The 15,104-nt window shown below is 45.0% G+C and carries 10 protein-coding genes; 6 read left to right on the top strand and 4 right to left on the bottom strand.

Annotated elements, in window-relative coordinates:
• Nucleotides 1-69: 69 nt before the first annotated feature.
• Together ACXACS_RS04585 and ACXACS_RS04580 are read right to left on the bottom strand one after the other, a co-directional pair.
• Complete coding sequence (locus tag ACXACS_RS04585; RefSeq protein WP_474804578.1) at nucleotides 70-1,122, bottom strand: aldo/keto reductase; 1,053 nt, start codon at nucleotides 1,120-1,122, stop codon at nucleotides 70-72.
• 90 nt (nucleotides 1,123-1,212) lie between these two features.
• Nucleotides 1,213-2,271, bottom strand: a complete 1,059-nt coding sequence (locus tag ACXACS_RS04580) for a chemotaxis protein (RefSeq protein ID WP_474804576.1) — start codon at nucleotides 2,269-2,271, stop codon at nucleotides 1,213-1,215.
• Between the two features lie 286 nt (nucleotides 2,272-2,557).
• On the opposite strand from ACXACS_RS04580, the gene ACXACS_RS04575 reads away from it, so the two are divergent.
• The 6 genes from ACXACS_RS04575 (at nucleotide 2,558) to ACXACS_RS04550 (ending at nucleotide 11,579) form a co-directional block, all read left to right on the top strand.
• The gene (locus tag ACXACS_RS04575) at nucleotides 2,558-5,035 is read left to right on the top strand and encodes a S8 family peptidase (RefSeq protein WP_474804573.1); all 2,478 of its coding nucleotides are present in this window, start codon (nucleotides 2,558-2,560) and stop codon (nucleotides 5,033-5,035) included.
• Between the two features lie 92 nt (nucleotides 5,036-5,127).
• Entirely contained in the window at nucleotides 5,128-5,973 is an 846-nt protein-coding gene (locus ACXACS_RS04570; RefSeq protein WP_474804571.1) for a DUF6689 family protein, read from the top strand.
• 147 nt (nucleotides 5,974-6,120) lie between these two features.
• A complete protein-coding gene (locus tag ACXACS_RS04565) occupies nucleotides 6,121-6,963 on the top strand; it encodes a GAF domain-containing protein (protein ID WP_474804568.1) in 843 nt (280 codons plus the stop codon).
• Between the two features lie 122 nt (nucleotides 6,964-7,085).
• Complete coding sequence (locus ACXACS_RS04560) at nucleotides 7,086-10,271, top strand: protein kinase domain-containing protein (protein WP_474804566.1); 3,186 nt, start codon at nucleotides 7,086-7,088, stop codon at nucleotides 10,269-10,271.
• A complete protein-coding gene (locus ACXACS_RS04555; RefSeq protein ID WP_474804564.1) occupies nucleotides 10,264-10,953 on the top strand; it encodes a sensor histidine kinase in 690 nt (229 codons plus the stop codon). The genes ACXACS_RS04560 and ACXACS_RS04555 overlap by 8 nt, the downstream gene beginning before the upstream one ends.
• Nucleotides 10,950-11,579 (top strand): response regulator, encoded by a 630-nt coding sequence (locus ACXACS_RS04550; RefSeq protein ID WP_474804562.1) that lies wholly within the window; start codon nucleotides 10,950-10,952, stop codon nucleotides 11,577-11,579. Before ACXACS_RS04555 ends, ACXACS_RS04550 begins: the two co-directional genes overlap by 4 nt.
• 287 nt (nucleotides 11,580-11,866) lie before the next feature.
• Here ACXACS_RS04550 and ACXACS_RS04545 read toward each other — a convergent pair whose 3' ends face one another.
• Both ACXACS_RS04545 and ACXACS_RS04540 read right to left on the bottom strand, forming a co-directional pair.
• Nucleotides 11,867-14,314 carry a S8 family serine peptidase gene (locus tag ACXACS_RS04545; protein ID WP_474804560.1) on the bottom strand — a complete coding sequence of 816 codons (2,448 nt, stop codon included), beginning with the start codon at nucleotides 14,312-14,314 and terminating at the stop codon, nucleotides 11,867-11,869.
• A gap of 232 nt (nucleotides 14,315-14,546) precedes the next feature.
• A complete protein-coding gene (locus tag ACXACS_RS04540) occupies nucleotides 14,547-15,101 on the bottom strand; it encodes a hypothetical protein (protein WP_474804558.1) in 555 nt (184 codons plus the stop codon).
• Between the last annotated feature and the right edge of the window lie 3 nt (nucleotides 15,102-15,104).

The raw sequence follows: 15,104 nt of genomic DNA, 5'->3' as shown, positions 1-15,104 counted from the left end.
CTATTACGACCGTGTGACACAAAAATGACGGGATATACCCGCCATTCTTCATCAAATAAGCACTAGCTATTAGAAACCAAGAGGATACCTTCTAAATACATCGTGAATATCATTCAACGTCTCGCTTGAGAGCTCTATATCAAACGCTTCAATGTTTTCTTTTAACTGAGGCATTGTTGTTGCCCCAATAATAGTAGACGTAACACCAGGTACTTGCTGGCACCATGCTAACGCTAATTGTGATGGTGTAATGCCCACTTTTTCTGCAATCTTCACATATTCTGCTGTAGCAGCCTGCGCAGGCGCTTTATCTCTGAAAAGTCCCATGCGCTGAGCTAGCGTCCACCTGCTACCTTCTGGTCTTGCGCCGTTTTGGTATTTGCCGCTTAGCATGCCTGTCGCTAATGGTGACCACGGTAAATATGCAATATTTTCTAGCTCACACATTTCGATTAAATACGGCCAGTCTTTTGCGTGCAGTAAACTGAACTCATTTTGGATAGATACGGGAAGGGGCATATCGAGCTCTTTGCAAAGGGTAAGAAAAATGTGAATGCCCCAAGGCGTATCATCCGACAGCCCCCAGTGTCTTATTTTTCCTTCGTCTAATGCCCGCTTAATTCCCAAAAGAATATCGCGCATACCCTCTATTTCTTTTTCGCGATTCGTTTTCGTGGGATCCGCGCCATCAGGCCAATGCTTTCCAAAATGTGGCGTTACCCTGTTCGGCCAATGTAGCTGGTAAACATCAATATAGTCAGTATTTAAACGCTCTAGCGAATCAGTAAGCGCGTTGCTAACTGCATCAGACGTAATGGGGCCAGCATTGCGGATATACTTCAATCCGCTGCCGGCAACTTTAGTCATCAATACAATATCTGAGCGCTTCGCTTCATTTCGCGAGAGCCAATTACCTATAATGCGCTCTGTATCGCCGTACGTATCGACATTGGGAGGAACGGGATACATTTCCGCGGTATCTAAAAAGTTAACACCTTTATCGAGGGCGTAAGCTATTTGTTCATCTGCATCTTGCTGGGTATTTTGAATACCCCATGTCATTGTTCCTAAACAGATGTCTGACACCTGTAGGTCGCTACTTCCTAAGCGGTTAAACTTCATCTTTGCTTCTACCTTGGCTTATACCTTGTTTATGCAATAGTGAGTCGGCCGCTTTAGAAAATCTACCTACTTTTAGCTTTTAAATGAAAGCTATGAGGCTTTCTTATTGGCCAACTCGGCTTCGACGCTGGCGAGACGCGCCTCAATATCTCTTTTCGACTCGACCATTTCATTCGCCAGTTCTGCGAGTGACTTTAACTCTGCAAACCCTAACTTTCTGGTATCAATCGTTTGATACTGACGCTTGCAGCGATAAAAGAAAGTAAGAAAGTTAACAAATGCGCGATGAAATGTCGCAAAACTCTTGATCAGCACCAGAATTAATACGACAGACGTAAGCGCGGCAATACTTAAGCTATAAATACGCACCTGTGCTTCTTGTTGCTCGATCATGGGTTGCAGGGCGGCATCGACGCCTTTTAGCTGAGTTTCAACATTGTGAGCGCTTTGTCTAAATTCGCCACGAAGCCCTTCATTATGAGTTACGCCGTAGGTAGTAAATGCATCAACTAGCTGTAAAAGCGCTTCTCTATATTGAACCAAAGTGCCGCTCAGTAAAGCAGTACCGCTATATTCAGAAGCTAAACGCTCACTCAACGTCATCATTTGCCTTGCGTAAACCCCTTCTTGGTTTATCTGATAATTGCGCGTTGCCAGTTGAATACCAGTCAACAATTCACTCGCTTGCGAGCCTTGAGCACGCAGCCCTTCGCTAAGGGTATTTTCTAACTCGGTTATGCGCGCTCTCAAACCATCGTTTTGGCTTAATCCAATCCGTTCTTGAAGCGATACTACCTGTCGAAATGTGCCGCTATAGGCTTCTATCGAAGATGACAGGCTTTCCACGTCAGCCACAGGCAATCTGTACTCATTGAACAAGGGAACCAGAGTTGTTAAGCGACCTTTAAATTCATAGCTCCGCTCAAGGAACTTGTCGTAATAAACGGTCTCGTGGCGCAGAAGAAAGTCTTTTTCATGTCGTCTCATTTGCAGCAGATCTTGCCCCATTCTTAACAACACATCACGCTGCTGGTGTAACCCTATAAGTCGTTGGGTAAAGTAGTGCTGGCTAACAACTAATACCCCCATACCGATAACGCAGACAAGGGTCATTAAAACTAGGCGAGATTTAATAGAATCGAACTTCATGACAAGCTCCTCTTGGGAGAAATTGCGCGCACCAGCTACATAAAAAAAAGCTAATAAACGCTGAAAACACATCAACATACGTCATCAATATAGATGTTTAACGCACGTTTTATTATTAAACCTTTGTAGCATTTTTGAACGTTTTGCTATTTAAAAAAATCTTATAATTAGGGTGAAACCCCTATGTTCTGGCCCTTCTCAAAAAGTCACTATTGAGGCGTACCTTGCTGCGATGACGTAACCCGATACCAAAGCAAACCGCAGCCTTTAGAATTTGGAGAAGAATATGAAGAAGTTCGCCCTATCTACCTTAGCTGCTGCAATGCTGGCAAGTCCTTCGGCTCACACGCTAGCCGACGCTTACATTGGTTCTCAAATGGCCGATAAACTAGTGTCTCTATCCCCTACAGAATCATTGATGGCGGTTGTTACGTACGATCAAATGTCGCCTCTTGCTGAATCTCAAATTACTCAACTATTAAACTTGGGTATTACAGAAGGTATTCAATTTAAAAACCTGCCAATTATTGGTGTAGTAGCCACCAAAGCTCAAATTGAAGCTATTGCACAATTTGACGGAGTACGCTCAGTATTCGCAAACCGTGAGATGAGCTTATACAACGCTGATGCGCGTGAGATAACGGGTGTTGCTGATATGCAGGGCGAAGCATTTGCATCGCGCAACAATGTCGAATTTACTGGTAAAGGTTCAACGGTTTTAGTCATTGACTCTGGTGTTGATGCTTCTCATCAAGACCACTTCTTTGGTGATACCGTGGTTGATAATGTGCAAGCGATTTTGAACCCAGGCGCATTGTCTATTGTTGGTATAACTGGCCCAACATTATCTAACCAAGTAAATACAGACTTAAACTCAGGCCACGGTACACATGTGACTGGCACTATCGCAGGTACTGGCGCTATGTCTGGCGGCAAGCACCGCGGCGCAGCACCAGATGCAGATATTATTGGTTATGGTTCGGGTGCAGCGGTACTGCTACTTGATACCATCGGTGGTTTTGATTACGCGATAAGTAAGCAGTACACCTTTGACAACCCTATCAAAGTTATTAGCAACTCATGGGGTTCAAGCGGCAAGTATGAGCCACTTGGTCCTATATCATTGGCCAGCTATAAAGCGCACACAATGGGTATGATTAGTGTCTTCGCTGCGGGTAACGATGGCCCAGGTGAAGATTCACATAACCCATACGCGCAAATTCCTTGGGGAATTTCTGTGGGTGCGGGCGATAAGTTTGGCAAACTTGCCGATTTTTCATCTCGTGGTCTTAAAGGCGAGTCTGGTGACTTTACTATGCCAGACGGCACAGATTGGACGTATACAAACGACGTAACCATTGTCGCTCCTGGTGTAGATATTATCTCTACTCGCGCTGTTTTAAATGCGGCAGCTAATGGCGGTGATGGTGATATTGGTGCGATAGAGCCGCAAAATATTCCTTTCTATACCATGATCTCTGGTACCTCTATGGCAACGCCACATGTATCGGGCATTATTGCGTTAATGCTAGAAGCAAACCCAAATCTTGATAACTTAACCATAAAGCGCTTGCTTCAAGAAACTGCTACTAATATGCCTGGCTACGAGCGCTGGGAAGTGGGTGCGGGTTATGTTAACGCGCGCTCTGCGGTTGCCGCGGCCCTTCTTGAAGACATGGATCATAAAGTTACGGTTAATAACCTAGATGGCAAAAGCTTCAAAGCAAATGCACTAGTGACCACCAGCGACCGTGTAGAAAACTTCGATGTTTTTTACTCTCCAGTAGGTGCGCCTGAAGTTATAGAGTTTGAAGTAGGAACAGAAGAAGTACTTGTTAAAGCGTCTGCCGATAGTTTCGCAAACTTAACCAAGCTTGTTCTTGTTGCGCCGGACGGCACTGAATATCGCGGTAACCTTACAACACCAGTGCTTACAACTACCATGCGTGTCGCTGCTCCTGCAATGCCGGGCACTTGGGGCGTATATGTCTATGGATTGACGTCACTGTCTGGTATTGAGGCCGACCCATTAGGTTTAACCAACGGCCCAGGTCTGCCTGAAACCTTCAACGTTACTGTCTCGTTTGAAAATAGTGGTGGCTTTGAAGGTATGGATGATGTTGAAGGTCACCCTCAGCAAAACGCCATTGAATTTGCTGTTAGCGAGCGTCTAATGGATGCCATTAACAGCCGTGGTTTCTCGCCAGATGCCCGCCTTAAACGTAAGGACTTTGCTCGCTATGCGGTAATGGGCGGTGCAGTAAGACAATACCGTGACCTGCTAAACGAAGAGCGCCCTAACATCGGCTCTGTACCTGGGTTTGATAAAGCGTTTGTAGAATCGGTCATGGTCAAAGGTGGTGCACTTAAAGATAAGCTTCGTACACAAGCGCCTGTTCTAAGAAGCGTAGGCGGCAGCGCCGACCCCTTTGCTAGCGTAACCAAGTTAGATATTGCTTATTCGCTGGTGCAAATGTTAGGTCTTGAAGAAGCAGCACTTAGCTTCGACCCCAATGCCGACATCGTTGTTGACTATAATGGCGAACAAATCATTTTAGAAGACCAATACAACATTCCGGCTGATATGAAGGGATATGTGCAGTTAGCGCTAACCTTGTCTCTCATTAACGCTGAGTTTGGTGTAGAGCAAAGCCCATTTAGCATTGCGCCAACTATTACTGCGAGCTTCGCGCCAGATACAGTGATAACCAGAGCGCATTATGCTGTACTCGCTTCACGCTTTTTCACCCAATATTTTGAATAAAATCGCAAACCACTGAAAACGGTGCCATTATACTAATTGATAATGGCGCTATTTTAGGTTAAATTTTAACCAGCACTGAAAGAGGTCATCCTATGATGTTTACTGCGATGAAATTCAGACAACTTACTACTGTTGTTGCCACCACTGCATTACTTCTGCTTTCAACCGCGCAAGCACAGGTAGTTACTCCTGCAACCCTAACTGTCGATGACAATAAGATCCAAGCGAAGCTTGCGCTTACCAGCTTAATCGAAGTTGATTTGACCGTTGAGTTTGAAAACAGCATTGGTCTTAATGCTAACACTATTGATATTACTGCAGAGCTGCTAGACCCAGCAGACTTAACGATTACAGACCGTCTGCCTTCAGCACTAACAAGTGCCGTTTCAGGCTTCCCTGTTCTTGTTTCTATTTCGCCGAAAACAGACGCAGGATTTGGCTTTGAAGGTTTAGCGACGGTTGAGCTTTACACCAAAGCCATTCATTACACCCCAACCATTCCATGGCGTTTGTTTACGTCGCATGACGGCGGGCAGTTTGAAGATATAACAACGCTTACTTCATCTGGTAGCTTTCGTGCGCGCGGTAGCACAGGACAATTTTCCGATTTCATTATCTTGCTCGACAATCGTCCTTCAACTACTGTCATTAATGACAAAGTTGCCTCTTTAAGTACGGCTGTTAATGACAACCGCGACGAAATAGCCCCACTGCTAGAAGCTGCTATTGATAGCGGAATAAATGACATTCAATCAGCGCTAGCGATAAATGATGACGATGCAGCATTAATTGCGGTTGATAGCCTTATCACACTTGTTGACAGTGCATCTGGAAGCCAAATTGCCGACGTATGGCGCTCAAGCGGCGACGTAGTTAATGTGAAAGGTTTACTTCTTACTCAGCTGCAAACATTACGTTTCAGTTTAAGAACGCTGTAAATAGTCCTGTTGACCTTAAACCCACACTGTTTTTCAAAAAGCTACACGGGACTAGGGTCAACTTGGCTTCGTGCCTATCCGGGCATGGTTGTAGGTTGAAAAAAAACAATCAAAATTCAGCGACAGTGACATGATGAGGGTGATGCCATGCCATTACAGTTTGCCTTTACAGAAAGCAACGGTAGCGTAAGTGAACACTTGCTTTTTGAGGGCCGTGAATATCAAGTAGGGCGCGCCGATAGTGCCGACATCGTTATTCCTCACCCTCAAATCTCACGTTCTCACATTGTTTTACGCACCGCAAAATATGCTGACAACGACCATATTTGGCAGTTGGACGACACCAGTTCTACAGGGTGCTTCAGCAACGCAGGTACCCCCGTAAAACATCTTACGCTAGACAAACCTCACGTTTTGCAACTTGGTCCAATTCCTTGTGAATTCACGCCTGTCGCATTTAATAATGTCGTTAAACTTGATAGCCAACGTGAATGGCGTAAGCAACAGCTAAAACGATATCAAAACCAACTACAGCACTGTAATAACAGCACTACACTTATTAACCTCGCCAGAGAGTGTTTAACTCAGTCGCTTGGGTGCGAACGCGCTTCGCTCATTCTGTTTGATAAAATAAATAACTATCAGCTTGGTGTAGGTTATGAAGATTGGATGCAGGGCGATGACTTTACAGGCAGCCGCACTATTATCAATCAATGTATGCAGACAAATGCCGTTCGCGCTATCGGTAATATTGTTTGCGACAACACGCTTAATAAGCAGCACAGTATAATAAACCACGGTATTCAGGCAGCCGTTTGTGTACCCGTATGTTTGGATGAAAAGCCTATTGGTGTTTTATATGCTGACTCTGTTTTAGGGCGTCGTTACTTCACACAAACGGACATAGAATTTGCCACCTCCTTAGCAAATATGATTTCCATGCGTTTGTTATTCCACACAATAGAGCATAAACTTTCACTTATAAGCTAGAATAAAAGCAATAACGTTTAAGCCAGTCGACCATTTGTTATACCTATTGTAGACAGGCCTGCGTGGCGTAAACCCTATTTGAGTTGCTTCGTCACGTTAATTAGTGAAGTGTGGAGAAGGCTTTGAACAGGCCAGATGTATTCTCGTCGCAAAATAATTCCCTTAAAACTGAAGCCTTAGCTTTAGGGCCATCTATTGCGCCAAATTCACGCCTAGCTAACCGTTTTCTTATTGTAGAGCAATTAGGCTGTGGCGCTCAGGCTAATGTTTATAGTGCGCTCGACGAGCTACTTGATGTAAAAGTGGCGCTAAAAGTGATAGAAGGTGGTGCTAGCGACCCGGTTAAAATGCAAACTATCCGCAATGAAGTTAATATTGCCAGACAGCTTCAACACCCCAATATCATTCGTGTACATGATGTTTTCTCTGACGGAGATACTGCATTCTTTACCATGGCTTTCATAGAAGGGGAGCCTCTTTATACGCGTCTTCAAAAACCAATCAGTAGGGCCGATTTCGATAAGTGGCAGCAACAGCTCATTGAGTCTTTACTTGCATGCAAAGCCGTAGGGATTAAGCATGGCGATATAAAGCCAGACAACATCCTAATAGACCATAATGAAGATATTAAGCTTATCGACTTTGGCATAGGACAAAGCGCGGCTTCGGGTGTCCAGACCAGCGGGCATCAACGCTACACCGCTCCTGAGGTTATTCAAACCGGAAAAGCAAGTGAGCACTCTGACACCTATAGCCTAGGTAAAGTGCTAGAAGACATGTTGGGCTGTGTTGAAGAAGAAGGCGTTGGCATCTCCCATTACTTGTGGTCAAAAAAGCGCAAAACCTGCATTGCTCAATTAACCCATCACTTACCGGCTAAGAGGCTTTCGCTGGAAGAGGCCCTTAGCGTTAATGGTAGAGCCCTCAGCGTTAAAGGTCATGCCCTTAGCGTTAATGGCAGTGCGACCGTGCCTAACAAAACCCTTGTTGGATTTTCTATAATTGCTTTACTGGTATTAATTGGCAGTGCCAGTATTTTTTCCTTAACTTGGTATCAAAAAAGTCCCCCCGAATTAGCGACAGATAGCCCTATCCAGCTTCTGGTATTGAACGACCCTCAGTACCCGCTTTTAGAAACCATTAACACATTACTTCGTTACCCTTTGTCTACCCACCCCAACATAGTGTTAGACAACAAAGAACAGACTCAAGCTTGGGTAAGAAATTTAGGGTTATCCCCCTTTACTAAGAATAATGATCGCACTGATTTAGCCGCTACACTTGCAGCTAATAGCGTACTGCTTCTTGATGCTACGCCTACCAGTAATAGTGCTTACTTGCTTCACGCAAGCTTACTCAGCATGCCTGCTAATACGCCTATTTTTACCGTGTCGCACAATGTGGATGCAAACACCCTTTCTGAGGATTTAGTGGAGTTCTCCAATAAATTAATTCAGCAACTATTTGATGCTGTTGAAACTCAAGCCCCTCAACCACTCCCTGATTTACGTTATCTAGATGCGTTAGATTCAGCGTGGCAAAAGGGAGAAACGCTAAATAGTACAGATGCAGTCGACGCCATTACCGCGACAACCCCCGATTACCCCGGTGGGTGGGTAGCCACAGCCCGCAATAGTATAAATACTGGCGACTATGATAGTGCCAGACAGGCCCTGCAAACCTTAACCAGCCTTCCCGAATTAGCGCTGTATTGGCGACTACAAGGCGAACTTCTAAGAGCTGAACTCAATGAAGATTTAGCCCTTGCAAAACAATCGATAGATGCACTGGTTTCTCAATTTCCTAACCGACCAGAATTGCTATCAATGCGGGCCGACATATACCAGTGGGCGGGCGAAGATGCCAAAGCGATGGCCGACTACAAAGCCGCTTTAGCCCTTCGACCGAATAACGGACAACTGTGGTTTGAGCTGGCTCGTTTGCAAATTATTAATGGAGATATAGAAACGGCCACCAGCGATTCGTTAACACGCGCACTTGTGGCATTTCGACAGGCCAAGGATACCCAAGGTGAAAGTTTAGTGCTGAATGCCTTTGGCATTGCCTACCTGCGAACGGCCGACAATGTAGAAGCGGCGCGTTATTTTAAAGACGCGCTAGCGCTACGAGATGCGAAAACACAGCCTTCTCAACGGGCCAAAACCTTAGCAAACTATGCTATTGCTACTTCACTCACAGGCGACTACACCACTGCTGAAGCGTCGCTAGAAGAAGCTGTAAAGCTGCTTCACGATTTAGGTGACTTAGCACAAGAAGCGCACGTAAACGACACCCTAGGCTTTATGTTTGAAGAACGAGGACAGTTTGCAAGAGCGTTAGATTACTACAAACGAGGCCTTGATATTCGTGTTCAAAGCGATGACAAGGTACTTCAGCCCCAAAGCATGAGCAACGTGGCCTATATGCACTTTTTGATTGGTGATATCTCTCTTGCAGAAATATACTGGCAGCAGGCTAAGATGCTATTTGAGAGAAATGGTGATGAATCTCACCTACTTCGAACCCATCAAAATCTTGCGCAATTGAGTTTAGTTAAAGGTGATAAAAATATCGCAAGCAATTACTTAACGGCGGTAGATAGGCAATTAGGTACACAACATAATCAGGAAAAGCTCTACAATCACCTTCTGTTCAGCTATTTAAACTTTGCAAACGGAAATTTAGAAGAAGCCACACAACATGCTGCACAGGCAAAACGCTTAGCTCAGGAGTCTGAAGATAGCCGAGCAAAAACAGAAGTTTTGCTCTGGGAGGGTGAAATATGCTTGTTAACTGCAAACTGGTCATGCTTAGAGAAGCGTCTTGAGTCGGTATTGCCCACCATCAACGAAGAACGTCACGAGCAATTCGCCGTTTATCAATGGCTAACGTTAGGGTTAAAGCATCATCAAGGTAACCTTAACGATGAAAGTGACGACATCTACAAAACGCTTCTAAATAACGACAATGTACCCGCGATCACCGAAGCAAAGATTTTGCTCGATATGCAGCAGCGTCTATCTTTAGGCGCTTCGAGCAGTATCATGGAAAAGCTTGGCACTCTTATTAAACCTACTTATTATCAACAATACTTGCAGTGGCTGTATATACAAGCGTCGTTAGGTGATGAAGCATCAGTTGAAAAGCTCAAGCAAAAGCTCGCGCTATACCCTTCATATTGGCGCAATCACCTATACTATCGCGCTATTCCCGGCAAAGAAGATACCGTAAATAAGTTAACAACGCAGTGGCTGTCTCAACTACCTGAAAAACAAACGGGTGACTACAGGAACGCCTATTTTGAGTGATTTAGCCAAAGAAATAGAGAGCATTAAGGCACTACAGGCAACACTTCAAGCGCGACTAGACGCTGATCAGGAAGTACTTCAGCAGCTTGCGAAACGCCTGTGGGCTCAACAAGAATCCGAAAAAGCTAAACTTTCTAGAGAGTTGCATGATGGTATAGGGCAGTTACTTACTGGGCTGACAAGACGACTGCAGGCGCTCTCATCTTCCTCGCCTGAAATAGAAGCACTACACGGTATCGCTGAAATGGCGCTAAATGACGTGAGGCAGCTATCACGCCTTATGAGCCCCACCATTTTAGACGACCTGGGCCTTAAACCCGCACTAAACTGGCTGTGTCGGAACCTGCTTAGTGGTGAAGATATGGCGTATAACACTGACATAAATCTACCCACAGATCTCTCGAAAGATATAAGCACCTTATTATTCAGAATTGCGCAAGAAACATTGGTAAATGCTATAAAGCACAGTGAAGCAACACACCTTACCCTGACGGTTTCTTACCACCATAACGTTATTCGTTTAGATATTCTTGATAATGGTGTAGGGTTTGATAGTAGAACTATAGAGCCTGGCATTGGTCTTTCAAGTATTCGCGATAGAGCCGAAGCGTTCAACGCTAAGCTAGAAATAGATTCAGCTGTAGGGCAAGGCACAAGAACAACAGTAACGGTACCTGTATGACAATTCGAGTAGTGCTAGCCGACGATCATGTACTCATGCGTCAAGGCGTATCTCAAATGCTAAATGCAAACCCAGATATTGAAGTGGTCGGAGAATGTGATGACGGTGTTGAGCTTATTGCAGCGGTGCTAAAGCTCTCCCCCGACGTTATTCTGATGGATATTTCTATGCCGCGCATGAGCGGGCTCGTTGCCATTGATAAAATATTGTCTCAGCGCAGTGATGCAAAGATACTTGTGCTGTCTATGCACAACGAAGTGGAATATATAGAGGCCATGCGCGACGCTGGCGCAAAGGGCTACATTTTAAAAGAGTCGTCTGGGGACAGCTTAGTCGATGCGATAAAAAAAGTGGCGGCCAACAAAACCTCTTTCCCCGACGAATTAACCCAGTCATCCACTGAACAGTGTCAAAAGCACGTATCACCGCTGAGCGTTTTGACGCGAAGAGAACGAGAAGTCTTTTTCTTAGTTGCCGCAGGCAACACCAGTAAGAAGATTGCTGAACTACTAGATATGAGTCTTAAAACCGCAGAAAATCACCGAAGCAACATTTATAAAAAGCTCAATTTAAGCAGTTCCGCAGAACTTATCAGAATGGCTGGAAAGGCAGGCTTGCTAGAATAGCTGGAATTTGTTCGGAGCGTACAACTCTATTCTTTCCCCTTTTTACATATTAAGCGAATACTGATTGCAGTAGCTAAAATCCTCAGCACTAAACTTGCTTTAGTGGACTCCCCAAAAGCAAATTCCGTTAAGTAGAACACTACTCTATAGAACTTTTATACGTTAAAACAAAAGAGAGGGGCCTTGCTTCATCTGAAACTCTCCACAGCATGGATGCTGTGGCGAAGGCCCCATGGATGGGTTTACGCCGTGTTTCAGATGGAGCAAGGCCCCTCTTATATCAGAAATTAAAGCTCAGCGTATTGCGTAAGGATAAACGCCGCTTCGCCTCGTGATACGCCATCTTGTGGGTTAAAGAAGGCTTTAAGCGTAGGCTGTAGGTCAAATGGACCTTGCTCTACCTTCACTTCCACCTGCATTATCCCTGCAGCTAAAGCTTGTTGAACATAGCCGCGATACTCAGGTGCAATTGCGTCTGTATCTTCAACTTCCACCGCTTCACCAAGCACGATAGCGATAACCTTTTCAGAGTCAAAGCTACTCGCGGCATCTTCAAGACCTAATGTTTGAACCATTGAGTACGCCATTTCTTCCTTACTTACCTGCATATTGCTACCAAAGAAGTCGCCGTCAACTTGCATCACCGGTTGCGTATTCATCTCTAAATCACCTAATACAGCGCCAGTTGCTGTTGCTGAATTTACGGCGGCAGCGTTTTCTGCACTCACATCAGTGAAGTTCACTGTATTACCATCGTTGGTTTGACGAAGATTAGCGCTAAGCGCTAGCGTATCAGCAAGTTCTACACGCGTTAACGGTGCATCTGGTGCAAAACCACTTTCCTTTGCGTCCATTAGCTCATTTGCGACTACGTATTCAATGAATGGTTTCGCTGGATGGCCTACTGCATCATCAATACCGGTATAGCCTGATGTAACTAACAAGCGAATATTCACATCGTTAGTACCAGGAATGCCCACACCATTTGTAACGCCGAGTGGGTCAACTGACACACCACTAATGCTGCCAATGCCTCGGCTGTATAGTTTCCATGTACCCGGCATACCCGGCGCAGCTGTACCAACAGAAGAACCTAAAACAGGTAGGCCAATGCCAGAACCGTAGGTATTTCCTGCCGGATCTTCTAGTACAAAGGCTGTAGCAGTTTCAATTGATGCGCTTGCAACAACCATAGATACATCAGGCTTTACCTCAAACTTTTCTACAGGAGATTCACCAACAGGTAGGTAAGTCGTAGGCAATGTAAAGCTATCGCCTTCCGCCACATTTGCAAAAGCGTTAAATTCGCGATTCTTTTTCACGGTATCGCCAAATACTTCTTCACCGTCAAGCACTGCAGTTACCGCAGCATAAGCGTTCACGTAGCCGGCGCCCACTTCCCACTCATCCATACCTGCCATCGGCGTTGCGGTTTCCTGAAGAATACGCTTCACATCTTCCCACTGAAGGTTTGGATTTGCTTCTAGCATTAGTGCAACAATACCTGACACATGCGGCGCAGCCATTGATGTGCCGCTAGATACGGTATAAAACGGTAAGTGCTGTGGCTCAATCATTTCCGCGTCGTCAGCTGCACTTAAACCGCCTAAGCTAGACAGTGATGCACGGGCAGATATGACGTCTACCCCAGGCGCCGTTACGGTAGGACGGTCTTCCCACGTGAACACTTCGCCATCAACAACTGCCTGCCCGCCCTTTCCGTCAACACCACGAGAACTAAAATCAGCTAGCTCGCCTTGTTTGTTGCCCGCAGCCACTGTAATTACCCAAGGTGCCTTTTTAAAATTACCGGTAATAGTTGATTCACCTGGACCTGAGTTACCCGCTGAGAACACGGTAATAATACCGCTGTCAGCCAATGCTTTAGTTACAACGTTGGTTGGGTCGTCTGGGTTGAAGTCTGTACCTACATCACCTGTGTTACCGAATGAGTTAGAGATAACACGAATGTTGTAATCGAACTGGTGTGTTAACGCGTAGTCGAAGCCACCGATAGTATCTAAAATAAATAAAGCGGCACCCGAGCCATAACCAATGATGTCTGCACCTGGTGCTACACCTGCGTGTAAACCACCGCTCTTGGCGCCGTTACCGCCTACTGTGCCTGCTACGTGAGTACCGTGACCGCCTAGGATATCGGTGTTAGATACGTTTTCTTGGTATGTAATCGGTAAAATGCCGCTGTAGCTATTTAGATTAACCTGCGCTAAAACGTTTTGCACAACGTGATCAGGGAAAGCTAAATCACCGTGGGTACCGTCAACACCCGAGTCGTTTACCACTACACCAATGCCTTTACCTGATACTGGCATGCCGTTAATGCGAATATCGCGGTCAGCCTGTAGTGCCTGTACGCCGGTAATTTGGGTAGACTCATGGTTCTCTAATTCTAGTGGGTCGTTGTTCCACACTGACACAACGTCATCACGTTGATAAAGCGCTTCAACTTGCTGCTTGTTGGCTAACACACCAACAATTGGCACGTTACGCAGGCTAACACCGCCAGTGATGCCTAACGATTCAAGTGCTGTAATTTGTTCTGTTGTGGCAGGTCCCTTACCTTCAAATGTAACAATAACTTGTTGTAGTTCTAGTGGCGAAGCAGCAAGTGCATCAGCCAAGGTTTTATCGAAAGTTTTTGCATTCACCATGCTCGCTGGTAGGGCACAAGCAATAGCAACTGATAATACTGTTTTGTTATTAAGGAACTTCATAATACACCTCTCTTTGAGTACCCCTTGAGTATTTAACAACCAAAGAAGCAAAACTATGGGGAGTTCCCCCTATTCGGTGTGATTTATAAAAGCGTTGAAAAATCAGAAATCTAAAAAGAAAAAAGCCCTCACAAGTGGAGGGCTAAAAACACCAACTATCGAGAAACATTGATAGGTTGGAGGGAACGAACACAGTAAAAGAAATGAAACGCTTATTAAAATTAAAAATGCTTTACTGTTTGCGCTTCCTCAGTGAGGTAAACGCGAACAAAACTAACATTGCTGATGCGAAGGAAGCAGGTTCACTCACTTGCGTCGAGCCGTTATTGGAGCCACTACTCGGCTCGACAGTTTTAACCAATTGAAACAACCCGCCCGCACAGCGGTCGCTATTTTCAAAGAAAACACAAGTATTGGTTTGCCCTAGTCCAGCTAAACCTGAACTAATAGTAAACTCGTAAGGAACGCTTGAATCTTCAATGAAGAACTCAAAGCCTTCACTGCTTTCATCACCAAACACACCATCATCTAAATCGACTATCGCGAAGTCGGCTATGTCGTCTTCTAAAATATTGTAAATGTCACCATCAAACTCCAACTGAAAGAAAAACGATAGCCATGTATTCATATTGAACTGCGTTTCTTTTTCATCGAAGGTGATTTGCCCGATTAAGCTGGTTTCGTCAGCTTCGTCACCTAACACTAATCGAGTGAAATCATAAGTGATTACGCCAGCGAAAGAAGGCGCGGAAAAAAGAACGAACACAGCGGCAATTAATGATTTCATAGT

This window comes from Alteromonas sp. AWM4_230 (assembly GCF_056158305.1).
This window is presented reverse-complemented; position numbering and strand designations above follow the sequence as displayed.